Annotated in this window: 23 protein-coding genes; 19 read left to right on the top strand and 4 right to left on the bottom strand. The window is 37.0% G+C overall.

The features are described 5' to 3' along the window. Nucleotides 1–65 precede the first annotated feature (65 nt). The 4 genes from C2I06_RS18045 to C2I06_RS18030 all read left to right on the top strand — a co-directional run bounded on the left by C2I06_RS18045 (nucleotide 66) and on the right by C2I06_RS18030 (nucleotide 3349). Nucleotides 66–1061: an LLM class flavin-dependent oxidoreductase gene (locus tag C2I06_RS18045; RefSeq protein WP_095329353.1), complete on the top strand. Its 996-nt coding sequence runs from the start codon at nucleotides 66–68 to the stop codon at nucleotides 1059–1061. 20 nt (nucleotides 1062–1081) lie between these two features. Further along, nucleotides 1082–2062, top strand: a complete 981-nt coding sequence (locus C2I06_RS18040; protein ID WP_095329354.1) for an LLM class flavin-dependent oxidoreductase — start codon at nucleotides 1082–1084, stop codon at nucleotides 2060–2062. A gap of 226 nt (nucleotides 2063–2288) precedes the next feature. Further along, nucleotides 2289–2564 (top strand): CD3324 family protein, encoded by a 276-nt coding sequence (locus tag C2I06_RS18035; RefSeq protein ID WP_095329355.1) that lies wholly within the window; start codon nucleotides 2289–2291, stop codon nucleotides 2562–2564. 128 nt (nucleotides 2565–2692) lie between these two features. Then, nucleotides 2693–3349 (top strand): FusB/FusC family EF-G-binding protein, encoded by a 657-nt coding sequence (locus C2I06_RS18030; RefSeq protein WP_123258581.1) that lies wholly within the window; start codon nucleotides 2693–2695, stop codon nucleotides 3347–3349. Between the two features lie 16 nt (nucleotides 3350–3365). On the opposite strand, the gene C2I06_RS18025 is transcribed toward C2I06_RS18030, so the two are convergent. Continuing rightward, on the bottom strand, nucleotides 3366–4820 hold the full coding sequence (locus C2I06_RS18025; RefSeq protein WP_123258580.1) for an aminotransferase-like domain-containing protein: 1455 nt from the start codon (nucleotides 4818–4820) through the stop codon (nucleotides 3366–3368). A gap of 125 nt (nucleotides 4821–4945) precedes the next feature. Here C2I06_RS18025 and C2I06_RS18020 point away from each other — a divergent pair, with 125 nt between their 5' ends. From C2I06_RS18020 to C2I06_RS17970, 11 genes are all read left to right on the top strand, one after another. Further along, on the top strand, nucleotides 4946–5563 hold the full coding sequence (locus tag C2I06_RS18020) for a LysE/ArgO family amino acid transporter (RefSeq protein ID WP_095329358.1): 618 nt from the start codon (nucleotides 4946–4948) through the stop codon (nucleotides 5561–5563). 96 nt (nucleotides 5564–5659) lie between these two features. Beyond that, complete coding sequence (locus tag C2I06_RS18015) at nucleotides 5660–6409, top strand: methionine ABC transporter ATP-binding protein (RefSeq protein WP_123258579.1); 750 nt, start codon at nucleotides 5660–5662, stop codon at nucleotides 6407–6409. After that, the gene (locus C2I06_RS18010; protein ID WP_095329360.1) at nucleotides 6402–7064 is read left to right on the top strand and encodes a methionine ABC transporter permease; all 663 of its coding nucleotides are present in this window, start codon (nucleotides 6402–6404) and stop codon (nucleotides 7062–7064) included. The genes C2I06_RS18015 and C2I06_RS18010 overlap by 8 nt, the downstream gene beginning before the upstream one ends. 18 nt (nucleotides 7065–7082) lie before the next feature. Then, nucleotides 7083–7910, top strand: coding sequence for a MetQ/NlpA family ABC transporter substrate-binding protein (locus C2I06_RS18005; protein ID WP_123258578.1), 828 nt, complete (start codon nucleotides 7083–7085; stop codon nucleotides 7908–7910). A gap of 237 nt (nucleotides 7911–8147) precedes the next feature. Next, a complete protein-coding gene (locus C2I06_RS18000; RefSeq protein ID WP_095329362.1) occupies nucleotides 8148–9710 on the top strand; it encodes a malate:quinone oxidoreductase in 1563 nt (520 codons plus the stop codon). A 367-nt stretch (nucleotides 9711–10077) separates the two neighbouring features. Beyond that, complete coding sequence (gene xynB, locus C2I06_RS17995) at nucleotides 10078–11682, top strand: xylan 1,4-beta-xylosidase (RefSeq protein ID WP_095329363.1); 1605 nt, start codon at nucleotides 10078–10080, stop codon at nucleotides 11680–11682. 225 nt (nucleotides 11683–11907) lie between these two features. Next, nucleotides 11908–12222, top strand: coding sequence for a PTS sugar transporter subunit IIB (locus C2I06_RS17990; RefSeq protein WP_095329364.1), 315 nt, complete (start codon nucleotides 11908–11910; stop codon nucleotides 12220–12222). Between the two features lie 55 nt (nucleotides 12223–12277). Beyond that, nucleotides 12278–13555, top strand: coding sequence for a PTS cellobiose transporter subunit IIC (gene celB, locus C2I06_RS17985; RefSeq protein ID WP_047940956.1), 1278 nt, complete (start codon nucleotides 12278–12280; stop codon nucleotides 13553–13555). A gap of 104 nt (nucleotides 13556–13659) precedes the next feature. Continuing rightward, on the top strand, nucleotides 13660–13974 hold the full coding sequence (locus C2I06_RS17980; protein WP_206427978.1) for a PTS sugar transporter subunit IIA: 315 nt from the start codon (nucleotides 13660–13662) through the stop codon (nucleotides 13972–13974). Nucleotides 13975–13992: 18 nt separating this feature from the next. Beyond that, on the top strand, nucleotides 13993–15384 hold the full coding sequence (locus C2I06_RS17975) for a glycoside hydrolase family 1 protein (protein WP_123258577.1): 1392 nt from the start codon (nucleotides 13993–13995) through the stop codon (nucleotides 15382–15384). A gap of 136 nt (nucleotides 15385–15520) precedes the next feature. After that, nucleotides 15521–17455, top strand: a complete 1935-nt coding sequence (locus C2I06_RS17970; RefSeq protein WP_123258576.1) for a BglG family transcription antiterminator — start codon at nucleotides 15521–15523, stop codon at nucleotides 17453–17455. A gap of 63 nt (nucleotides 17456–17518) precedes the next feature. On the opposite strand, the gene C2I06_RS17965 is transcribed toward C2I06_RS17970, so the two are convergent. Continuing rightward, nucleotides 17519–19180 (bottom strand): peptide ABC transporter substrate-binding protein, encoded by a 1662-nt coding sequence (locus tag C2I06_RS17965; protein ID WP_123258575.1) that lies wholly within the window; start codon nucleotides 19178–19180, stop codon nucleotides 17519–17521. A gap of 279 nt (nucleotides 19181–19459) precedes the next feature. On the opposite strand from C2I06_RS17965, the gene C2I06_RS17960 reads away from it, so the two are divergent. The 3 genes from C2I06_RS17960 (at nucleotide 19460) to C2I06_RS17950 (ending at nucleotide 21412) form a co-directional block, all read left to right on the top strand. Continuing rightward, nucleotides 19460–20269, top strand: coding sequence for a DUF368 domain-containing protein (locus C2I06_RS17960; RefSeq protein WP_095329368.1), 810 nt, complete (start codon nucleotides 19460–19462; stop codon nucleotides 20267–20269). Between the two features lie 44 nt (nucleotides 20270–20313). Continuing rightward, nucleotides 20314–20763, top strand: a complete 450-nt coding sequence (locus C2I06_RS17955; protein ID WP_095329369.1) for a GNAT family N-acetyltransferase — start codon at nucleotides 20314–20316, stop codon at nucleotides 20761–20763. Between the two features lie 130 nt (nucleotides 20764–20893). After that, complete coding sequence (locus tag C2I06_RS17950; protein ID WP_123258574.1) at nucleotides 20894–21412, top strand: hypothetical protein; 519 nt, start codon at nucleotides 20894–20896, stop codon at nucleotides 21410–21412. Here C2I06_RS17950 and ahpF read toward each other — a convergent pair. Continuing rightward, entirely contained in the window at nucleotides 21409–22938 is a 1530-nt protein-coding gene (gene ahpF, locus C2I06_RS17945; RefSeq protein WP_095329374.1) for an alkyl hydroperoxide reductase subunit F, read from the bottom strand. The two genes, C2I06_RS17950 and ahpF, sit on opposite strands and share 4 nt — an antisense overlap. 14 nt (nucleotides 22939–22952) lie before the next feature. Beyond that, entirely contained in the window at nucleotides 22953–23516 is a 564-nt protein-coding gene (ahpC, locus tag C2I06_RS17940) for an alkyl hydroperoxide reductase subunit C (protein WP_095329375.1), read from the bottom strand. Between the two features lie 446 nt (nucleotides 23517–23962). On the opposite strand from ahpC, the gene C2I06_RS17935 reads away from it, so the two are divergent. Then, nucleotides 23963–25393, top strand: coding sequence for a phospholipase D-like domain-containing protein (locus C2I06_RS17935; protein ID WP_123258573.1), 1431 nt, complete (start codon nucleotides 23963–23965; stop codon nucleotides 25391–25393). Nucleotides 25394–25448 lie beyond the last annotated feature (55 nt).

Raw genomic sequence — 25448 nt, 5'->3', positions numbered from 1 at the left:
TCACCGTTAAGTGGATAGAGCGATCTGTTTTTTTGCTTCTATAAACGGAAAGGGCGGTTATCTCTATGAAATTAAGTATTTTAGACCAAGCACCTGTACTATCTGGGAAGAGTGCGCAGGAGGCACTTAAGGAATCGATGAAGCTTGCTCAATTGGGCGAAAAATTGGGATACACAAGATATTGGATTGCAGAACACCATGATTTCCCTGGTCTTGCTAGTTCTGCCCCAGAAGTGATGCTTGGGTATATCGGAGCCAATACAGAAAAGATCAAAATTGGGGCAGGAGCCATACTATTGCCACACTATAAACCATATAAAGTAGCAGAAACATTTAATATGCTTGCAACGTTATTTCCCGATCGGATTGATCTAGGAATAGGACGGGCACCTGGTGGATCTGCCGAAGCTTCGATAGCTCTTTCTGGGAATTTCTTAGAAAATGTCCGAAATATGCCTAACTCAATTAAAGATCTTCTCCATTTTTTATATAATAATTATCCAACAGATCAGATGTTTTCAAAAATAACAGCCCATCCTTTTCCGGATACTCCTCCTGTTCCGTGGATTCTCGGAACAAGTGAAAAAAGTGCTATTCAAGCAGCAAGTTATGGGACTGCCTATGCATTTGGCCATTTTATGAGTGACAAAGATGGAATCGAGATTGTCAACACTTACAGAAATGCTTTTCGACAGAGCAGCGGTCTCCAAAAACCACAAGCTATCATAACTGTATCGGTTATCTGCGCAGAAACCTCCGAACTAGCAGAAGAGCTTGCTTTAAGCTGGTTCCTATCGAAAATCCAAACAGATAAAGGCGAAAAAAATAACGGGATTCCCACTCTTGAAGAAGCAAGAAATTATTCTTTTACAAGCGATGAGAAAGAAAGAATACAAGAAATGCGCAAAAAGATGATGATTGGAAACCCAAAAGAAGTGAAACAACAATTAGCTGAGTTGCAGTCTGCCTACAGTGTTGATGAAATCATGATTGTAACCATTACTAATAGCTATGATAGACGAATAAAGTCATATGAGCTAATTGCCAAGGAAGTTTGGTGAAAAAGAAAGGAGGTATTTAAGTGAAATTAAGTGTACTTGATCAATCTGTAATAAGTAAGAATGGGAATGCGAGCATGACTCTTGCAAATACCATTAAATTGGCAAAACGAACAGAGGAGCTTGGCTACACTCGTTTTTGGGTTGCGGAGCATCATAACTCAAATGGCATCGCTGGTACCTCCCCGGAGATACTTATATCGAGTATTGCTGCTCAGACAAACAGAATTCGTGTGGGCTCAGGGGGCGTTTTACTGCCCCAATATAGTCCTTTTAAAATTGCAGAAGATTTTAAAGTGTTAGAAGCACTTTATCCGAATCGAATCGATTTAGGAATTGGCCGTTCTCCAGGTGGGTCTACCCCAACTCGTTTGGCTCTTACAGATGGGATTAGAAAAAGCCTAAATGAATTTCCTCGCCAAGTAACGGCACTTCAAGAATTTCTTATAGGTTCTTCGCCTGATTATGAGGTTCAAGCTTATCCTTCTGTTGAAACGCAGCCAGAAATGTGGATGCTCGGTGTCTCACAACGGGGAGCTAGATTAGCCGCTGAAAAGGGAACTGCTTTTACTTATGGCCACTTTATAAACCCGATTAGCGGAAGTATTGCCATGCAACATTATAGAGAGAACTTCCAGCCGTCTAGTTTTCTTGCAAATCCGCAGGCAAATGTATGTGTATTTGTTGTTTGTGCACCTACCCAAGAAGAAGCCGAAGAAATGGCATTAAGCCAAGATTTATGGCTGTTAGCAATCGAAAAAGGACAAGATACTTTCCTTCTTTCCAAGGAAGAGGCAAAAAATATAGTGCTTTCGGAAGAAGATAAAGCAATCATAAGAAAAAATCGCAAACGGGCCATCATTGGAACCCCTGGAAAAGTTAAAGAAGAGCTGCTCCGATTAAGTAAAGTCTACCAAACCGAAGAAATGATGATTATTACGAACATTTATGATTTTGAAGAAAAAATGCAATCCTATACACTGCTGGCAGAAGCGCTTCTTTGAAATTTTCATGTAAACACTTGATAAAATTAGCTATAATAATGAAAAAGGGGGTGCTTACAGTTGGAGAATCACATACGATTGTCTGATACTACTTCCACTCATGCAAAGCCTATTATTAGAAAGGCGATACTTTGCATGGGGCGAAACAACTAATTTTATCGCTGACTAATATTTTGGCTTTGCACCTTATTTTAGACAAAAATAAAAAATAAGGGAGCGGGCAAAATTGAAGTATACGAACGCAATGAATGTTTTACCTGAAAAGCTTATTTTGGAAATTCAAAAATATATCCAGGGCGAGACCTTGTATATTCCAAAGCAAGAAAATGCCCATAAGAAGTGGGGTACTTCAAGTGGGGGAAGGCTAATGCTGGATCGCAGAAATAATGCGATAAAAGCTGCCTTTGCAAATGGAAGCAGCATTCAAGCATTAGCGAAGGAATACCATCTCTCCACAGAAACAATTAAGAAAATCGTCTATTCACATAAAAATAAAGAATAGCACTGGTGAGCTTTCATCAGTGTTTTTTTTATGTAAAAATCGTTTCTTAGTCATCTTTTCCATTTTAGAAAAAGAGTGTCTTTACTAAAATAGGAAGAGAGAACATCCCATTAATAGGAGAGAATGAAATGACAGAACCATTTATAAAAAATGAACAATTGAATTTTATCAAAAAGCAAATTTCCAACATTAAAGATAGTATGAATAAAAGTTTACCTAAACCAGTGTTAGCTGCAGTAATCGACTTAGCTCAGGCGAAAATATTTGAGCTTTTTCCACAAGCAACAAGCTCTCAGCAAGAGTTATTGAATATTTCCAAATGGAAAACAAAGGATGAATATGAACAATATATAGAGCGACTTGCAACGTATGTATTGCCATTTCCAAAAATTACAGAACAACAGTTAAAAAAATTATTCCCAAAGCAAAAGAAATTAAGATTACCTGATTTCGCAACAATGGACCTTCATAAATTAACCTATTTAAGCTGGATAGATGGAAAATCTAATAGAAAATATATCATTTATGAAATAGATGGAAAATTAGTAGGGATGGAAGGGAAAATGACCCCGACTAATAAAAAAAATATTTGTTCCTTTTGCAATAGCTTTGGAGAGGTTGCCTATTTTTCAACGATTACCAAAGACAAGAAACCTAAAAATGCGGATTATTACAAGGCTATCGGAAACCTGATTTGTATAGATAGTAGCGAATGCAATAAGAACATAGCCAATACCGCTTATTTGCAAGAATTTTTATTGACCGCAGAGGGTCGACTCTACTGAGGGCTCCTCGGTAGAATCATCCCTTTGCTACCCTGCTGATAAGCTGTGCTAAGGTTATTAATCCTTTTTCTAATTCTTCTAATGAAGCATAGGAGTAGGATATTCGCAGATGCCGGTCATCTGCTTTATCGTATACGATCCCTGGATTGATAAGAATTCCCTCTTTAAGAGAAATCTCAAATAGCTTACGTGAAGATATCATTGGTTTTAATTTCAGCCAGATGTAGAATCCACCATTAGGTACTGTCCACTCAGCAATATCAGAGAAATATTTCTTTAATAGATTATTTGTAAAATCTCTTCGCAGTCTTAGCTCTGCTCTTACTTCTGTTAAGAAATCCTCATACCATCCGTTTTGCAACCATCTTTCTACAGCAAATTGAGATAAACTGCTTGAACCATAGTCTGTCTGCATCTTAATATCGGCTAAATGCTCGATAACTGGTTCAGGTCCTACAATCCAACCAATTCGCAGTCCTGGACTTAATGTTTTGGACATACTTCCGATATAGAGAACGTTTCCTTGTGTATCAAGTGCTTTTAAGGGCTTGGGCGGGAGAGTTTCTAACCATAAATCTCCATATACATCATCCTCAATAATAGGTATTGCTTCTTTTTGACTAATTGCTATTAACTCCTTTCGTCTCCTTTCAGACATGACAATGCCAGTAGGGTTATGATAATTAGGAATTGTATACAACAGCCCGGCTTGATGCTGTCTTTTTAGTCGTCCAATGCTATGACAGGTGATTCCTTCTTCATCAAGCGGCAGGCCTAATAAGTGCATTCCTGCTGATTGGAAGACATGGATGGAATTTAAATAGGATGGTGTTTCATGAAAAATGGCTGATCCTCGCTTTAAGAGACCAAGGGATAGTAATTGAAGTGCCTGGAGCCCGCCTGAAACAATCAAGATCGACTCAGAGGTAGCGATAATTCCCTTCTTTTTTAAATAAGAACTAACCGCTTGTCGCAAAGCTAAACTTCCTTTAGGCTCGGTATATCCAAGTGACAAGCTTAGGTTGCCCTTCTGGTGAAACATTTCTTCCATCCGTGCCTTAGGTAATAGCTTTGGAGAAAGCTCGCCAGTACCAAGTCTGATAATATTCGGATTTGCTTCGGCTTTATTAATTTTTTGAATAATGGAGATGTTCGGTCGATGAATGCTCGATTTAACATAACTAATCCAATCAGGAGGCGGAGTGGAGGCGAGTAAACTCCATGTGTTATTTATTACCTTTGTTCCACTTCCCATTTTTGTTTCAATTAACCCATCCGCAGCCAATTCTTCGAGTGCTGTAACAATGGTGCTCCGGTTGACTGCAAATTGCTCTGCTAAGCTTCTTTGAGAAGGGAGTTTCATCCCAATCGTCCATTCTCCATGAATTATTTTCTTTTTCAGATAGGTAGTAATTTGTTGGTGTAAGGAAACGGTTGAATCCTTTTGTGGCTTCCATTCCATTTCTGCCATGAATTGTTGGCTCCCCCTTCTTTTTTCTTTTATTTTAACAAAATGGTTGGGTTTGTAACCATCCAATTGGATGGAGACAGATAGCCTATTCTTCGCTATGCTCAATAAAGCAAGGGGGAATAAGGATGGAACCATTATTACATGGAATGGTATTAGCGTTTGGGTTAATACTACCATTAGGCGTTCAAAATATATTTATATTTAATCAAGGAGCAACGCATAAAAAATTTAGTTATGTATTACCGGCCATAATTACGGCTAGTATTTGTGATAGTTTGCTTATTTATTTAGCAGTTGCAGGTGTTTCAGTAGTGGTTTTTACCTTTGAATGGGTGAGAACAATGCTTTTTACTGTTGGCTTCTTTTTCTTAGCTTATATGGGATGGTCTATGTGGAAAACAGCAGCCGTGGTGGGGAACAAGCAAGAACAAAAACTCTTTTCTCCACGCCGCCAAATAGCATTTGCTGCGTCTGTTTCTCTATTAAATCCACATGCTATTCTCGATACTATTGGCGTCATCGGTACAAGTTCCTTAGCCTATACAGGAGAGGAGAAAATCATGTTTACTGCAGCTTGTATAGGTGTTTCATGGATTTGGTTTTGTTTGTTGGCAATAGGAGGGAGAAAGATCGGACAAATCACCGGGCGTGGAAAGCTGATTCAACACATTAACCAAGTATCAGCAGTTATTATTTGGGCGATGGCTCTTTATTTAGGCTTAAATCTAATAATTTTAAAATGACATCCCGCTTTGGGCATTCAGAATGACATCTCCTTTATATTTCGCTATAATGAGAAGGCTGTAAGTGCCCTGCAAATGAAAAAGGGGGGTTATGTAATGATTCAATTGCGTAATGTTAGTAAACGTTTTGCGGATGATGAAGTCATTAAGTCTATTTCTTTAGCGATACATAAAGGAGAAATTTTCGGTATTATTGGGGCGAGTGGTGCTGGTAAATCCACGTTGCTGCGGCTAATGAATTTATTAGAAGTTCCCGAAACAGGAAAAGTGCTAGTGGACGGCCGTGAGCTGACCAGTCTTAACTATAAAGAACTTCGACAAGCCCGCCAATCAATTGGGATGATATTTCAACACTTTAATCTTGTTGCAAATAAGACCGTTTATGATAATGTGCTAGTGTCTTTAGAATTGGCTAACTATTCAAGAAAAGATAGACGAAATCGAGTAATAGAGTGTCTCCGATTTGTTGGATTGGAAAGCTTTATGGGTAAATATCCTGCACAATTAAGCGGAGGTCAGAAGCAGCGTGTAGCGATAGCACGCGCAATTGCTAATAATCCGCAAGTATTATTATGTGATGAACCAACCTCATCCCTTGATCCAAAAACGACAGGGGAAATCTTGCATGTTCTAGAGGATGTTAATAAGCGTCTAGGTGTAACGATTGTAATCGTCAGTCATGAGATGGAAGTAATAAAAAGTATCTGTAGTCGAGTGACGGTTTTGGAAGATGGAGAAATTTATGATACTGTTGCAATTGAGCCAAAAGGAATTCAGCAAATAAATAACACCTCCAAAAGGTTAGTAGAACAGCTGAAAAAGGATGGTGAAATAGATTATGCCTGAGATATTAATTCAATATCGATTGGAAATTTGGCAATCTATTGGGGAGACATTTGTAATGGTAGGAATGTCTATTCTAGCAGCGATTATCATCGGACTGCCAGTCGGGACATTGCTTTTCTTGAGTAGAAAAGGAAAGATGCTCGAAAATCAAATTATTTTTTCTACACTGAACTTAATAGTAAATATTATTCGTTCTTTTCCATTTTTATTATTAGTAGTCTTTCTTATTCCATTTACGAGAATCATCATTGGAACGGCTATGGGTACAGCAGCTGCAACAGTCCCATTATCGATTATTGCCATCGCTCATTATGCTCGTTTAGTGGAGCAATCATTACTAGAAGTGCCAAAAGGCGTAATCGAAGCAGCCATTTCAATGGGGGCATCTGTCAGAGAAGTTATCTTCAAATTTCTTTACGTAGAAGCTCGTTCTGGACTTGTTTTAGGACTAACAACCTCGATTATCAGCTTTATTTCTTATTCAACCATTATGGGAGTTGTTGGCGGCGGCGGTATTGGAGATTTTGCGATTCGTTATGGATATCAACAATTTAAAACTGATTTAATGATTTATATGATTATTATTATGGTCATATTAGTACAGGCTATACAATTTACTGGTACAGCAATAGCAAAAGTAATTGATAAAAGGTAAATGATAGGAGATAAGAAAATGAAAAAAATATTATTTATAATGATAATTGGCCTATTTCTGTTAGCAGCTTGCGGGAAAGAAAAGGCAGAAACAGAAAAAAAGCAAACAAATACTAAGGAAAAAGAAGAAGTAACACTAAAGGTTGCGTCTTTAATACCGCCAATGACGGAAATTCTTGATCTAGTAAAACCAACACTAGCAGAGGAAGGTATTAACCTTGATGTTAAAGTATTAAGTGATAATGTACAGCCGAATACGGCACTTGCGGCAGGGGAAGTGGATGCAAACTTCTTCCAGCATGTTCCTTATATGGAAGAGTTCAACCGAAGTAATAACGCTGAATTAGTGCCAGTAAAAGCTATCTATTTTGCAAATTATGGTGTTTATTCAAAACAATATGATTCTATGGATGATGTGCCAGAAGGTGCTGTAATCGCCATTGCTAATGATGTATCCAATATAGACCGTTCTTTGGCATTATTGGCTCAACATGATGTCATTAAGTTAAAAGAGAAAACAGGCCCTTATTACACCAAAGCGGATATTATCGAAAATCCGAAAAACTATAAGTTTGAGGAAGTTGACTTATTAATGCTGGCAAGAATGTATGATGATGCTGATCTAGTCGTGATGACACCTGCTTATGCATCTCCACTTGGCTTAACACCAAAAAGTGATGCCTTGTTAGTAGAAGGGGTAGAAAATGATTTTGCGATTACATTAGTTGCTCGTAAAGATAATGCAGATTGGGAACCTATTCAAAAGCTTGCAGAAGCAATGACTAGCCCAGAGGTCCGTAAATTTTTAGAAGAAAAATATGACGAAACAGCAATTCCTGCATTTTAAATAAGAGGTTTTTCTCAGACAGTCATATTTCACTGATAAATAGCATATCAATGCCTTATCCTAATTTCTAACAAGGATAAGGCTTTCTTTTTGGGAAAATTCTGGCTTTAAAAAAATGAATAATTAGCGTATAATTATAGGTAACTATTTAAAATTTTTTGAAAATAAGTTGGGCTGTAACAAGGTGATGCTTGATCCAGAAAAGATGATAGCTTTAATAATTCCTTGTTTACTTTAATGCATCAAAAAGGGAACGCTTACATTCTTTCTGAAAATAAAAGTATAAGGAAGGTTAAAATGAGCAGACGAGAGACGAAAACAGACGTTATTTTAATTGGTGCCGGGATTATGAGTGCAACTCTAGGAACGCTTTTAAAAGAATTAGACCCAAATTTGAAAATTACAGTGTTTGAAAAATTAGCTAGTGCAGGTGAGGAAAGCTCGAATGAATGGAATAACGCAGGAACAGGTCATGCGGCACTATGCGAATTGAACTACACGGTAGAAAAACCAGATGGCTCTGTAGACATAAGTAAAGCGATAGAAATTAACGAACAGTTTCAAGTTTCCTTGCAATTTTGGTCTCATCTTGTAAATAATCAAGTATTACATAATCCACAAGACTTTATTAGACCATTGCCACATATGAGTTTAGTTCTTGGGGAAAAAAATGTAGCTTTTTTACAGAAACGTTTTGAGGCAATGGTAAGTAATCCGCTATTTAACGGAATGGAATTCTCAAAGGATCCCGAAAAACTAAATGAATGGATACCCCTCATTATGCAAAATCGTGAATTAAAAGAACCGATAGCCGCGACAAAGATTGATTCTGGAACAGATGTGAATTTCGGTGCCTTAACCCGTTTGCTGTTTGCTGATTTATTGAAAAAAGGTGTAGAAATTAACTACAAGCACAGTGTAAATGATTTAAAACGAACGAATGATGGCTTATGGGAAGCAAAGGTACAAAATCTAAATAGTGGTACAGTCGAAAGACATGCTGCTAAATTCGTCTTTATTGGCGGTGGCGGCGGCAGTTTACATTTATTGCAGAAATCTGGTATCCCCGAAGGAAAACATATGGGTGGATTCCCAGTTAGTGGTATATTTTTAGTCTGCAAAAATCAAGAAATAGTTGAAAAACATCATGCAAAGGTTTATGGGAAAGCAAAGGTTGGAGCGCCACCCATGTCTGTTCCCCATTTAGATACACGATTCATTGATAATCAGAAATCATTGCTTTTTGGCCCGTTTGCTGGTTTTTCGCCTAAGTTCTTGAAGACAGGCTCCATGTTTGACTTAATTACATCTGTTAAGCCAGATAATTTGTTAACAATGCTGGCAGCTGGTGCAAAAAATATGTCCTTAACAAGTTATTTAATCCAGCAGCTTATGCTTTCAAAAGAAAAGCGAATAGAAGAATTACGTGAATTTATCCCGAATGCCAAAGCGGAAGATTGGGATCTTGTGGTAGCTGGGCAGCGTGTGCAAGTGATAAAGGATACAGAAGCTGGCGGGAAAGGGACCCTTCAATTTGGAACAGAGGTTGTAAGTGCGGCAGATGGTTCTATAGCAGCATTACTTGGTGCTTCACCTGGTGCTTCTACTGCTGTTCACGTTATGCTGAAAGTAATCCAGAAATGTTTTACAGAAAAAATGCCAGAATGGCAGCCAAAATTAAAGGAAATGATCCCGTCGTATGGATTATCCCTAAAAGAAAATCCTCAGCTATTGCATGACGTTCATACATTAACAGCAGAAACATTGCAATTGTCTGAAAAAAGACCTATTCATCATTAATCGAAAATAGATTGTTAAGCCATTCAACTTATAAGAGAAAAAATTTTTTTCGAGCGATTAATATAAAATCAGATACATTTATTTTTAAGAAACTTTCATCATGAGATGGAAGTTTTTCTTTTGGAGGAAATGCATAGAAGCGTCGCTATTCTTATGTTTTTTCTAAATGTATAGAAAAATGATATAAATTTTGCGAAATGATTGACAAGCGCTTTCAAAACGTGGTTAACTTAGTTTATATAACAAACTAACTAACATTTGAAGTTGCTTTTTCAATTATTAGCTTCAGGAAATTTTATAGATAGCAATCTATTATTAGAAAAATATTAGTCTATTTAAATCGTTATTCATAAGGAGGATTTTTTAAATGAAAATTATCAACCCTGTACTGAAAGGATTTAATCCAGACCCAAGCATTTGCAGAGTCGATGAAGACTACTATATCGCAGTATCTACCTTTGAGTGGTTTCCAGGAGTACAAATACATCATTCAAAGGATTTGGTCAACTGGGAATTAGTTGCACATCCATTACAAAGAGTTTCCCAACTAGATATGAAAGGAAATCCTAACTCTGGCGGTGTTTGGGCTCCTTGCTTAAGTTATAGCGACGGGAAGTTTTGGCTTATTTACACGGATGTAAAAGTAGTGGATGGAGCTTGGAAAGATTGTCACAACTATTTGGTTACTTCCGAAACGGTAGATGGGGATTGGGGAGAGCCGATTAAATTAAATAGTTCTGGTTTTGATGCTTCCTTGTTTCATGACGTGGATGGCAAGAAATATTTATTAAATATGCTGTGGGACCAGCGCATTGACCGTCATTCCTTCGGCGGAATTGTTATGCAGGAATACTCTACAAAACAGAAAAAATTAATTAACAAGCCGCAAATAATTTTCAAGGGCACAGATATCAAATTAACAGAAGCACCTCATCTTTATCATATTGGCGATTACTATTATTTATTAACAGCAGAAGGCGGAACGAAATATGAGCATGCTGCAACAATTGCACGTTCCAAAAATATAGAAGGGCCTTATGAGGTACATCCGCATAACCCACTTTTAACTTCCTGGCATAATCCTAGAAATCCATTGCAAAAATGTGGGCATGCTTCTATTGTCCACACCCATACAGATGAATGGTATTTAGCTCATTTAACTGGACGTCCTATTCATCCAGATGATGATTCTATTATTCAACAAAGGGGATATTGTCCTTTAGGAAGGGAAACAGCGATTCAGAAGCTGGAGTGGAGAGATGGCTGGCCATATGTAGTTGGCGGAAAAGAGGGGAGCTTGGAAGTAGAAGCTCCAAAGATTCCGGAAACAAAATTCCCTCCAACTTATCCAGTTGTCGATGAATTTGAGCAAGATAATCTTAATATCAATTTCCAAACATTGCGTATTCCTTTTACAGAACAATTAGGTTCTTTATCAGAAAGACCTCATCATTTACGCTTATTTGGCCAAGAATCATTAACATCAACCTTTACACAATCTTTTGTTGCTAGACGCTGGCAAAGCCTTCAATTTGAAGCGGAAACAGCCGTAGCCTTTACGCCCGAGAATATTCAGCAGGCTGCAGGTTTAGTAAATTACTACAACACTGAAAATTGGACAGCATTGCAAGTGACCTATGATGAAAATCTTGGACGCATCCTTGATTTAACGGTTAATGACAACTTTTCTTTCTCTCAACCATTGAAGGAGAAAATAATTGTTCCAACCGAAACAGAATATATTTACTTAAGAGTCACAGTCGAAAATGAATATTACTACTACTCTTACTCATTTGATAAAGAAGAGTGGAATAAACTAGATATAGTATTTGAATCAAAAAAACTATCTGATGATTATATTCGCGGCGGCGGCTTCTTTACCGGAGCATTTGTTGGAATGCAATGTCAAGATACAAGTGGTCAAAATATACCAGCAGACTTTAAATATTTCCGCTATCAGGAAAACGAATAATGGTAAAAACCCAGGAAAATTTTAGCTCCTGGGTTTTTCTATTTCACTTCTAGCACATAATATGCTCTTATATATGCGGAAGTAAAAATGAAAGTGCTAACATTTCATTTCCCCCTTTAGACGGAAAAACAATATGTTAAGTTGTAAGAGTTTTCATTGTAAGATAAAAGCGTAGTAATCATTATAAATAATTTACTTAAAATAAATTACTCGGAGGTCATTAAAATGAAAAGAATTTTATTAGCTTGTTCTTCAGGAATGTCTACTAGTCTATTAGTTTCTAAAATGAAAGATGCTGCAAAGGAAAAAGGCATTGAAGCAGAAATTTGGGCTGTTGCGCAAGATAAAGCACAGACAGATATGGAACGTGCAGATGTTCTTTTAATTGGTCCGCAAATGCGCTTCTTAAAAAAGAAACTAGCTACTCAAGCAGAAGCGGTTGGAATTCCGTTAGATGTTATTGATCCAGTTGCTTATGGACGAATTGATGGATTAGCTGTTTTAAACAAAGCGTTAGAATTAATCGAGAATAACAAGTAATCGTTTATTTCCAAATGAAAGCATTTACTAAAAGAAGGAAGAGAGGATAAACCTTATGAATAAGTTTATGGAGGTTTTGGAAAATATTCTGTTGCCAATTGCTGAGAAATTGAACAACAATCGTTATTTAGCAGCATTACGTGATGGATTTATGGTTGCCTTGCCGCTAATCATTTTTGGATCAATTTTTGTTGTAATTGCAAACTTTCCTTTCCTAGATAAGATGATAAGCGAAGATGCTTATGCAGCTTATCAAAATGCATTAGGTCCAGCATCCGCAGCAACGCTAAGTATTATGGGACTCTTTGTCATAATGGGAATTGGATATAAGCTGACACAGCATTATGGTCTTGAAGCCATTTATGGAGCTGTTGTAGGGGTTGCATCATTCCTTATTTTAAACCCACAAGAATTAGGGGAAGTGACTGGGGTTATCCCAACAGTTATTCTTGGCGCACAAGGTATGTTCTTGGGGATTTTCACAGCATTTATTTCCGCAGAGCTATATCGCTTCTTTGTGAAGAAAAATTGGACGATTAAAATGCCGCCAGGTGTACCAGACTCTGTATCTAGATCCTTTAGTGCATTGATTCCTATTACATTAACATTAACATTCTTTTTAATCATTCGTATTCTTTTCAGCTTTACACCATTTGAAACAGTACAAAACTTTATTTATACGATTATCCAAGAGCCATTAACTGCTCTAGGTAGTAGTCTTCCAGCAACAATCGTGGTGGTATTATTAATTCAATTATTCTGGTTCTTCGGTTTACACGGACAAATTATTATGAACTCTGTCCTTGACCCAATCTGGTATGCATTGAATGACCAAAACTTTACTGCTTTCCAAGCAGGAACAGAGCTTCCAAACGTTATCACAAAACAATTTATGGATACGTTCCTAGTAGGTATGGGTGGTACTGGGATGACATTGGGGGTTGTTATTCTTATCTTCTTAATCGGTAAGAGCAGACAAACAAAAGAACTTGGAAAACTAGGTGGACCAGCTGGAATTTTCAACGTAAATGAACCAATTATCTTTGGTTTACCAATCATTATGAACCCATTAGTTCTTATTCCGTGGTTATTAGCGCCAGTAGTAGTAACAATCATTACGTATCTGACAATGTCAGCAGGGATCGTTCCGAAACCAGCAGGAATCATTGTTCCGTGGACAACACCGATTGGTATTAGTGGGTTCTTAGCAACCGGTAATGATTGGAGAGGGGCAGCACTGCAAATCTTTAACTTACTTGTTGTGATGGTGATTTGGTGGCCATTCCTAAAAGTTCTAGACAAAAATTATTATGAAACAGAGAAAAAAGGATAAGCAGTCAGCAAGATAGAAATAAGTTTTACATTAAGAGGAAGGGGATTTACCTTAGTTAACCTTAAGTGTAAACCCCCTTTAGTTTTAGAAATGGAGTGACAGGGATGGAAACAGATAACAAAATGACAGAAATAGCTTTTCAAATAATTCTTTTTGCTGGAAATGGCCGTTCATGTGCAATGGAAGCAATACAAGAAGCAAAAGAAGGAAACTTTGAAGAAGCGGATCGATTACTAGAAGAATCAAGTACTGAACTTGGTAAAGCGCATGGTTTTCAAACGAAACTACTCCAAGAGGAAGCGAGCGGAAATGGTGCGAGCGTGAATGTGATTTTAGTTCATTCTCAAGATCATTTGATGACAGCTATTACTGTTCGTGATTTGGCTACTGAAATAATTGAGATTTATCGTAATAAATAATTTTGGAGGTTTCTTAAAATGACTGTTCAATACAAATTTCCTAAAGGTTTTTGGTGGGGAAGCGCCACATCTGCAACACAGATAGAAGGAGCAGCGAATGAAGCAGGAAAAGGAAAAAACATTTGGGACCATTGGTATGAGGCAGAACCAAATCGCTTTTTTGACAATGTAGGGCCAGAAACTACTTCTAATTTCTATTATCAATATAAAGAAGATATTCAATTGATGAAGGAAATTGGGCATAATTCTTTCCGCTTATCTATTTCTTGGTCTAGATTAATTCCAAACGGACGGGGAGAAGTGAACCCAGAAGCTGTAACTTTTTACAATAATGTAATTGATGAGCTATTAGCTAATGGAATCGAACCATTCGTTACCCTGTATCATTTTGATATGCCGCTAGAAATGCAGAAAATCGGTGGTTGGGAAAATCGCGAAGTTGTGGATGCATACCAAGCCTATGCTTTACAATCCTTCCAGCTATTCGGTGATCGTGTGAAAAAATGGTTTACGTTCAATGAACCGATTGTTCCGGTCGAAGGTGGATATTTATATGATTTCCATTATCCGAATATCGTAGATTTTAAGAAGGCTGCACAAGTAGCCTATCATACAGTTTTAGCACATGCGAAAGCTGTTCAAGCTTTTCGAGGATGGAATCAAGACAAAGATACAAAAATAGGGATTGTGTTAAATTTAACGCCATCCTACCCAAGAAGCCAGAATCCGTATGATATGAAAGCAGCGAATATTTGTGATTTATTCTTTAATAGAAGTTTCTTAGATCCTGCTGTACTTGGTGAATATCCAGAGGAATTAGTAGAAATATTACGTGAACATGGACAACTACCAAATAGTGAGCAAGGAGATTTAGAACTAATTAAAGAAAATACAGTCGATGTTCTTGGAGTCAACTACTATCAACCCCGCCGAGTGAAGGCGAAAGAGCATTTACCAAATCCGTATAGCCCTTTTATGCCAGAATGGTTCTTTGACTCCTATGAGATGCCAGGCAGAAAAATGAATCCTTATCGCGGCTGGGAAATTTACGAAAAAGGTATTTACGATATCATGATGAATTTAAAGGAAAACTATGGGAATGTGGAATCCTTTATTTCTGAAAATGGCATGGGAGTTCAAGATGAAGAGCGTTTCTTGAAAGATGGTCAAATTCAAGATGATTATCGTATTAAGTTTATTGAAGGACATTTACAATGGCTGTATAGGTCTATTGAAGAGGGCTGTAATGTTAAGGGATATCATCTATGGACATTCATGGATAATTGGTCTTGGTCCAATGCCTATAAAAATCGCTACGGTTTTATTTCAGTAGATTTAAAAACACAAACCAGAACACCAAAGAAAAGTGCTTACTGGTTTAAAAATGTAGCAGCCAATAATGGATTTTAGGAACAACAGTGAATGTTTCTGATATAATCTTTCTAGATATCAAGATAGGTTCTGATCAAGAGTTAAGATCAGAACCTTTTTGAGTAAAAATGCATATGGGTAAAATTGTAAAAAACGAATGGAAGGAGACTTTATTTTGTTAAGCTCCCGAATGAAACAAGTATTAAGTGAATTATTGGTAGCGGATACACCGGTAACAGGTGAATATTTAGCTACTGTTAATCATGTGACTGCGCGAACAACGCGAGAAGATATTAAAAATCTAGATGCTATATTAAATAATCATGGAGCAAAAATAATTTCCGTTATCTCAAAAGGTTATACGTTAGAGATTTGGGATAAAGCAGTATTTCAGCAGTATTTACATTCTATATTTGTAGAAAACTCACTTTCTCATACTGGTATTCCTAAAACGCCAGAGGACAGAGTAACTTATATTATTATCCGGTTTTTATTAAATGATCAATACTTTAAATTAGATGATCTCGCAGATGAACTGTTTGTCAGTAAGTCTACTATTCAACAAGACATTAAGCATGTGAAAGAAATCCTTCAAAAGTATGACATTATATTAGAAGCACGACCGAATTATGGACTTAAAGCAGTTGGGGATGAAATTAAAGTGCGATTTTGTTTATCAGAGTATGTACTTGATCGTAAAAAACAAACAATCAGTACAATAGATAGTCCTCATCCTTCTATTTTTAATGAAGAGAAAATGGATAATATCCAAGAAATTATTTTAAGACAAATAAAAAAGTATCAAATTACTTTATCGGATATCGCTATTAATAATTTATTGATTCATATTGTAATCGCCCAAAAGCGGATTGTTAGTGGTCATTATGTGGCAATATTTCACGCCGATATGGATGAAATTGAACAACAAAGGGAATATCATGTAGCAAATGAAATTGTGAAGGAAGTAGAAGATCTATACCAAATTAAGTTTCCGCAGGCGGAGATTGCCTATATTGCTATGCATTTACTTGGAACAAAGCTAGTTACTCAGAAAAAGGGCCATATTGATCATGTAATTGAGGATGATATTCTTCAGCTGGTTCATTTTGTTTTGTCCAAAATAGAAGAAAAATTAGATTTAGGCATTGAAAAGGATGAAGAACTTATCTTTGGAATGAGTATGCATTTAAAGCCTGCAGTTAACCGCATTAAATACGGCATGAATATAAGAAACCCTATGTTGCAAGAAATTAAAAATAACTATCCACTTGCCTATGAAGCGGGAATTATTGCAGGAATGGCCATTAAAGAATACACAGGAATCGAAATGGATGAAAATGAAGTTGGTTATTTGGCGCTTCATATTGGAGCAGCAATGGAAAGAACCAAATTACGTTCAGGTCCAAAACGCTGCTTAGTTGTATGTGCTTCTGGGCTTGGAACCGCTCAGTTAATTTATTATCGTCTCAAATCTTATTTTGGCAGTAATTTAGATGTGGTTGGGACAACAGAATATTATATGCTCGATCAATATAATTTAAATGAAGTGGACTTTATCGTTAGCTCTATCCCCTTTAAGGAGAGCTTTGACATTCCAGTCATTGAGGTAAATGCAATATTGAAGGAAAGTGATTTAAAGGCCATTGAAAAATTTATTCTAACTCAAAGTAGTCATCAGCCAATCGAGTCCTTTTTTCGCCAAGATCTCATTTTTTTAAAGAAAATATTCCATTCCCAAGAGGAAGTTTTAACCTTTTTACATACACAGCTAATGGAGAAAGGGTTAGTGGGAAAACCATTTTTAGATGCGGTATATGAAAGAGAAAAGGTAGCACCAACCGCTTATGGGAATTTGGTTGCTATCCCGCATCCGATTACCCCGCAAACAGAAAAAACATTTGTCTGTGTATGCACCCTAGAAAAGCCGATTGATTGGAATAATAACTCAGTTCAGATTATCTTTTTATTATGTGTAAAAAAGAACAGTCAAGAGGATTTGCAGGAAATGTATGATGTCCTCGGTAAATTTATTGAGGACCACACAAGTGTTCATAAAATATTAAAGGCAAGTATGTATGAAGAATTTATCCGCATAATGAAGGAAGCTTAATGGGTAGAAACTAAAAGGCGGGAGTTACCAAAATAGGTATACTCCCGCTTTTTAAGTTAATTCTTATTCTCCTACATCTGCCCACTTATATTCATAAGTTGCTCCGAATGGGTTTACAAACACATTCTTTACTTTTGGTGAAATTAATTGTGCTCTTGATGCTTGATAAACAGGTGCAATTGGAGCATCTTCGAATAATAGCTTTTCAGCTTTTAAGAAGTTATCATAACGAGCAACATTATCAGTTGCAAGTTTAGTTGCTGTATCGCCAACTAATTGATCATATTCTTTATTAGAATAGCCTGTTTTATTGTTTCCTCCATCGGTAATCCACAGGTTCAAGTATGTGAATGGGTCAAGGAAGTCAGGGCCCCATCTAGAAAGTTGCAGCTCATAATCCATGCTAGTATCTAAATCAAGTCGTTGCTTTTTTGGAACTTGTTTAATTTTAATATTCAAGCCTTCTAAGTTTGTAGATAACTGATTAGCCACATATTCAACTAAAGTTTTGGTTGTTGCATCATCATCTGCTAAAAACTCTAGAGAAACTTTATCTGTACCTAATTCTTTTAAGCCTTTTGCCCAGTAGTCTTTAGCTGCTTGTAAATCATAAGTAACAAGATCTCCACTAACTTTACGGAAGTCCTCACCAGTTTCTGGCATTGGAGTAAAGTCAGCTGGGACAAGTCCGTTCGCTACGATAGAACCGTTATTTAAGATTTCATTAACTAAAGCATCTTTGTCAAAGGCGCGGCTAAGCGCTAAACGAATGTTTTTGTTAGCCAAGGCTTCTGATTTTGTTTGGTTAAATTTAAGGAAATATAAAAACGTGTCTGCTGAAACAACATAATTCTCATCAGTTGAATATTGGTCAACTAAATCAGATGTAAGATCCATTCGATCAACTGTTCCTTTTTCATATAAGCTTAGAGCTGTTTGTGGGTCTTTTACTACTTCAAATGTCAATTTATCCATTTTAACAGTGCTTGCATCCCAATAACTATTATTTTTTGCAAGTACCCATGAATTACCTGTACTATCCCAGTCAGTAATGCTATAAGGCCCGTTTGCTAATAAGTTTTCTGAACTTGTTGCAAATTTATCTCCTTTTTCTTCCACAAACTTTTGGTTTAATGGTAAGAAGGTGCCAAAAGTAGTTAATGTCTCAAAATAAGGTGTTGGGTTTTCTAATTCTACAACAAGTGTATAATCACCGTCCGCCTTCACCCCTAATTGATCAACAGCTAGTTCCCCAGAACTGATAGCAGCAGCATTTTTAATGACACCATTCATCATATAAGGACCATATTCCGATTTAGTGTCTGGATTAACAGCGCGTTGCCATGCATACACAAAGTCATTTGCTGTAACTGGGTCACCATTTGACCATTTTGCATCTTGTCTTAATGTAAACGTCCAAGTTAACCCATCATCACTAACTTTGTGATCAGTTGCAATACCTGGTGATGGCTGTGTATCTTTATCTAAACGGTAAAGCCCTTCCATTGTTGCACCAAGATAAACAAATGAAGATTCATCTGTAGCTAAAGCTGGATCCATTGACGGAATTGCCTCTGGATTTATAAAGTTAAGGACTTTTTCGTCTGATTTACCGTCCTTATCTTTTGAGTCGGTAGAAACGTCGGTTTTATCGCCAGAGCATGCAGCTAATACACTTAGCACAAATGCAAACATAAGAAGTAATAACCAATTTTTTCGTTTCATGAAGTATTCCCCCTGTTTATAATCATTAATTCTGAATATTATCTATCTATTGAACATTCAAAACTATAAAAATTATTATACCTACTAAAAGATATATTTGTAAAGTTATTGTTGGATAATTATTGAAAGGTTTAGTATATTTAGACTGGTTTTAAATTGAAGATCTTTTATTTTGAAAAAGGAAGGAAGATTCAGAATTATGGTATGATAGAGTTAGGAAAATACTATCAATCTTTAAAAAATATGTAATTAGAAGAATAGAAAGGAAATGAAAAATTAGTGGAATGGAAAAACTTATATAGAGGATTTATTATGGGGATAAGTGATTTAATACCGGGAGTGAGCGGGGGAACAATTGCCGTCATTTTGGGCATCTATGACCGTTTGCTCGATGCAATTAGCGGTTTCTTTAGTAGGAACTGGAAGAAACAACTCGGCTTTTTAATACCATTAGCAGTTGGGATGGGTGCTGCCCTTTTATTACTAAGTAGATTAATAGAATTTTTACTGGAAAATTATCATGAGCCAACACAATTTTTCTTTATTGGTTTAATTATCGGTGTAATTCCACTTATGTTAAAAGAGGCTCGGCCGAAAAAGAATTTTGGTTCTGGACATTATATTATTTTAACAATTGCTGCTATTATTATCGCATCCATGGCATTCATGCATCCTGTTAAATCAATAGAGCCGATTACTTCCTTAACTGTATGGTCGGTTCTGGGATTGTTTTTATCTGGTTGGTTAGCCAGCATGGCTATGCTGCTTCCCGGGATTAGTGGATCGTTTATTTTACTGTTACTTGGAGTTTATTCAACAGCAATTAATGCCTTGTCAACATGGAATATCCCAGTGATTATCGTACTTGGACTTGGAGCAATAATTGGATTTATCGGGAGTAGCAAAGGGATTAAATATGCTCTTTCACATTTCCCGCATATCACATATGCAATCATTATTGGATTAATTATCGGTTCTCTTTTTGTTGTTTTTCCTGGTATGGTTTCGGGAGCCACTAGTATAATCTTATGTATTATTACATTTGGGTTAGGGCTTAGTGTAACTACGCTATTTGGCTTGAAAAAATAAGTTATCAGAGAAAATAACAATAATATTTAGGAAGAGGGAATAGGATGGATTATCGTAAAGCAACTATTAAGGATATTAATATGCTAATAGAGCTAAGAAAAAATCAGTTAATAGATGAGGGAGTTTCAGCAGATAAAGATATTAATGACGAGCTGGAAGATTTCTTTCAAAGGAAATTAGCAGAGGGTTCCCTTATCCAATGGCTAGTAATGGAGAAGAATGAAATAATTGCAACAGGAGCTATCGTAATATATGAATTTCCCCCTACCTATACCAATAAGAGTGGAAAAAAAGCATATGTAACCAATATGTATACAAAGAATGCTCATCGCGGAAAAGGAATAGCTACCACTCTACTAACAAAATTAGTGGAGGAAGCTAAAAACTTAGGTATTAAGAAAATGTGGTTAGGTGCTTCAAAGCTTGGCAGACCTGTTTATAAGAAGTTCGGCTTTAAGGAAACGGATGAGTGGATGGAGTTGGAGTTAAAATAATGTGGAGTGGTGGTTGAGGTCTGTCCTTTTTGTGGACAGACCTCTTTTTTATTGGTAAAAGCGATAGGGAGCTTATTTGGCCTATGAGGTATAGTGGAATGGCAGCAGATGAGGGAGATATAGTCCGTAATTGTGGTATATCAGCCAAAGTAGAGGAGGAATCAGCCAGAGCGGAGAGGAAATCAGCCAAAGCGGAGAGGAATCAGCCAAAGCGGAGAGGAAATCAGCCAAAGCGGAGGAAGAATCAGCCAAAGCGGAGAGGAAATCAGCCAAAGCGGAGGAAGAATCAGCCAAAGCGGAGAGGAAATCAGCCAAAGTGGGGGAGAAATCAGCCAAAGCGGAGGAGGAATCAGCCAAAGCGGAGAGGAAATCAGCCAAAGCGGAGGGGAAATCAGCCAAAGCGGAGGGGAAATCAGCCAAAGCGGAGGAGGAATCAGCCAAAGCGGAGAGGAATCAGCCAAAGCGGAGGAGGAATCAGCCAAAGCGGAGGGGAAATCAGCCAAAGCGGAGGAAGAATCAGCCAAAGCGGAGAGGAAATCAGCCAAAGTCCAAAATATCTACCAAACAGCATCACTTCACCTCTGCATACCCTCAACATAACAAAAAAAGAGCCTCCGCAAAAGGGAAGCTCTTTCTCAAAATCTATTAATTACGGATCAGATAATCAAATGCACCTAATGAAGCAGTTGCACCAGAACCCATGGAAATAATGATTTGCTTATAAGCGCTGTCTGTACAATCTCCAGCTGCAAATACACCTGGCAGACTTGTAGCGCCATGCTTATCAACAAGAATTTCACCCATTCTGTTACGCTCCACTGTACCTTCTAACCAGTCTGTATTAGGAACTAGACCAATTTGGACAAACACACCTGCAAGCTCGATATGTTTTTCTTCGCCAGTTTCGCGTTCAACATAAGTAATACCGTTAACTTTATCAGTACCAGTTATTTCTTTTGTTTGAACATTTTTCAGAACTGTAACATTTGGTAGGCTGTTTAAGCGCTCTTGTAAAACAGAGTCTGCTTTTAATTCCGACATAAATTCAAGAACTGTTACGTGTTTCACAATTCCTGCTAAGTCGATAGCAGCTTCAATTCCTGAGTTACCGCCGCCGATTACAGCAACGTCTTTTCCAGTAAATAATGGACCATCACAGTGAGGACAATATGCTACACCTTTGTTCTTAAATTCTGCTTCTCCCGGTACGCCAACATTGCGCCAGCGAGCACCAGTTGATAGAATAACAGACTTACTTTTCAGAACAGCACCATTTTCTAACTCGATTTCTATTAAGTCTTTTTTCTCTAAACGTTTAGCACGTTGAAGGTTCATAACGTCAATGTTATATTCTTTTACATGCTCTTCCAGACTTGCTGCAAGCTTTGGACCTTCTGTTTGCTTCACACTAATGAAGTTTTCAATAGCTAACGTATCCATGATTTGGCCACCGAAGCGTTCTGCAACGATACCAGTGCGGATTCCTTTACGTGCAGCGTAGATTGCAGCACTTGCACCAGCCGGACCACCGCCAACTACTAATACATCAAATGGATCTTTATCAGCAAATTCAGAAGCATCAGCAGCGCTGCCCATTTTTGCTAAAATTTCTTCTAATGACATACGACCGCTGCCAAATGATTCCCCATTAAGGAAAACAGTAGGAACTGCCATGATATCTTTGCTTTCTACTTCTTCCTTAAAAGCTGCCCCATCAATCATTGTATGTGTGATACCAGGGTTTATAAGACTCATCACATTCAACGCTTGTACTACATCCGGACAGTTATGGCAAGTTAAGCTAATGTAAGATTCAAAGTGGAATTCACCTTTGATTGCTTTAATTTGATCGATTACTTTTTGATCGACTTTAGGAGCTCTACCACTTACTTGAAGTAAAGCTAATACTAAAGAAGTGAATTCGTGTCCTAGAGGGATACCAGCAAAAGTAATTCCAGTATCTTCGCCAACACGATTTACACTAAAACTTGGTGTTCTTTCTAATTCAGCAGTTTCTACTTTGATATGAGATGACATAGTAGCTAGTTCATCAACTAGGGCTAGCATGTCACGGGATACTTCATCCGATCCCGTGCTAACCTTAAGAACAACATCGCCTTCCATCATTTGCAGATATTGATTCAGTTGCCCTTTAATTTCATTATCTAGTAACATACAGAGCCACTCCCTTAAATTTTGCCAACAAGGTCTAGGCTTGGCTTAAGTGTAGTGCTGCCTTCTTGCCATTTAGCTGGGCAAACTTCACCTGGATTGTTGCGAACATATTGTGCAGCTTTGATTTTGTTTACTAGTGTGCTTGCATCACGGCCGATACCGTCTGCGTTGATTTCAACCGCTTGAATTTTACCATCTGGATCGATAAGGAAAGTTCCACGATCTGCAAGACCAGCTTCCTCGTTAAGAATGTCAAAATCACGAGAAATTCTTTGTGTTGGGTCACCAATCATGATGTACTCGATTTTGCCGATTGCATCTGAATGATCATGCCATGCTTTGTGAGTGAAATGCGTGTCTGTTGAAACAGAGTAAACTTCTACTCCAAGATCTTTCAATGTAGCATATTCATTTTGTAAATCTTCTAATTCAGTTGGGCATACGAAAGTAAAATCAGCTGGATAGAAGCAGAAAATACTCCATTTACCTTTTAAGTTTTCTTCTGTTACTTCAATAAATTCACCGTTATGAAATGCTTGAGCTGTAAATGGTGAAACTTCTTTTCCGATAATTGACATAATAAAATTCCTCCTAATATGAATAATTTATTACTAGTTTGGACAAATAATCCAAACTTATGCAAATAATAATTATTACAATTCAACATTTATTATTATATAAATTTAATTATTTTGTCAAGGATAATCTAAAACTAATTAATACTTATTTTAATTTTTATCTATAAGAATCCTTGCTTGAATTTGTGAAAAGTTGACAACCTAAGCACTGTATTTGCGGTGTTTTTGATATCTATCTAGTAATTTTCATTTATTAAGGCCTATTCTCAATTAAGAGGGGGTTCATTCATCTATAGATAGTATGATTAAGCCTTCTATAAAAATAGTAATTTTTGCTCTCGGAAAATTAAGGATCGAAACTGAGTAAAAAAAGAAATAGCTTTTTTCATAATTAAACGTCGATAGGAGAAACTACTTAGTATCTAACAAAATGGGTGGGAAACAATATGATACATAAAAGCATGAAAACTATTTTGGTTTTAGTTGGATGCTATCTCCTATATATTGTCGTATTCTGCGTCATTGTGCCTTATTTTTACAAGCCTAAGGAAAACTCTTCTTGGAATCCAGCTGTGAACCTTTCACAGAACGAAGAGAGAGTAGTGTCTTCTGATAAAGTTGTATTACTTCAAGACAGGGAAGATTCTGGTTTAGCGAGATTGCAGTTAATAAAGAATGCAAAGAAATCTATTGATTTATCTACTTATGCCATTCAAAAAGGTACATATTCTGATTTGTTTTTTGCTTCTCTATTTGAAGCAGCAGATCGCGGGGTAAAAGTACGTATTTTGCTGGATGGAATGGTCAACCGATTTAATAAGGATTTGCGTTTGTATAGCTATGCTATTTATCAGCACCCGAATATGGAATTAAAGTATTATGAACCCCTACATTTAGGCAAGCCTTGGACTTGGAATAATCGATTTCATGATAAGTTATTTATCATAGATGAAGAACTTGCATTAGTTGGCGGTAGAAATATAGGAGATAAATATTTTAGTTCACAAGGAGCTAAAGGAGCTTCCAATGATCGGGATGTGCTTGTGTTTACTGAAAAACCAAAAACTAGTGTGCTAAAGCAAATGGATGGTTATTATCAATATGTTTGGAAACATCCTTTTACAAAAATTTCTGTAAAGAAACTTTCACCAAGGAAGGAAAAGCTAGGGGAGCAAAAACGGAAGAAAGCCCTTCACTTATTAAAACATGCTAAAGATGTTTATCCATTGTCGATAGATAAAATGATTAACTGGAAAAAAGATGCGAATCCAACGAAAAAGGTCCATTTTCTTTTTAATCCCCATCAGCGCTTTAATAAAGATCCTCTTATTTGGAAAGAAATTGTATCACTAAGTGAACAAGCAAAATCTATTTATTTAGAAAGTCCTTATATTGTGCCAACGAGGAAAATGCTGGCTTATGTAGATAAAAAGAAAATAGCGGTTGACCATTGGAAGGTCCTAACAAACGCCGTTGCCTCTACTCCGAACTTAGTTGCGTTTTCTGGATATTGGGCAAGCAGGAAGGACATTATTCAATTCGCTGATGAGTTATATGAATACCAGCCGAAAACGGAATCACTTCACGGAAAGACATATATCTTTGATGGGAGAATTAGTTTAATTGGCTCCTATAATCTGGACGCAAGAAGTACTTTTTTAAATACCGAAACAATGGTATTAATTGATAGTGAAGAATTCGCACACTTTCTTCAAGAGGAACTAAATAAAACGGTAAATAATCAAAGTCTACAAGTTTTAGAAGATGGGACTTATAAATCAGACGAGAAAGTAAAGGAAACAGAAGCGGGTTTTTGGAAGAAACTAACGATAAGGGCATTATCTCTTGTCGTAAAGCTGGTGGACTTTTTAGTGTAGGATTAATATTTTCTAGGAAATAGCCTCTTGTTTCACGTGAAACGAAGAGGCACGA

Origin of the sequence: Niallia circulans (assembly GCF_003726095.1) — a bacterium.
Taxonomy (GTDB): Bacteria; Bacillota; Bacilli; order Bacillales; family Cytobacillaceae; genus Niallia; species Niallia circulans_A.
Note: the sequence above shows the minus strand (reverse complement) of the source record. Positions and strands in the feature narration are given on the sequence as shown.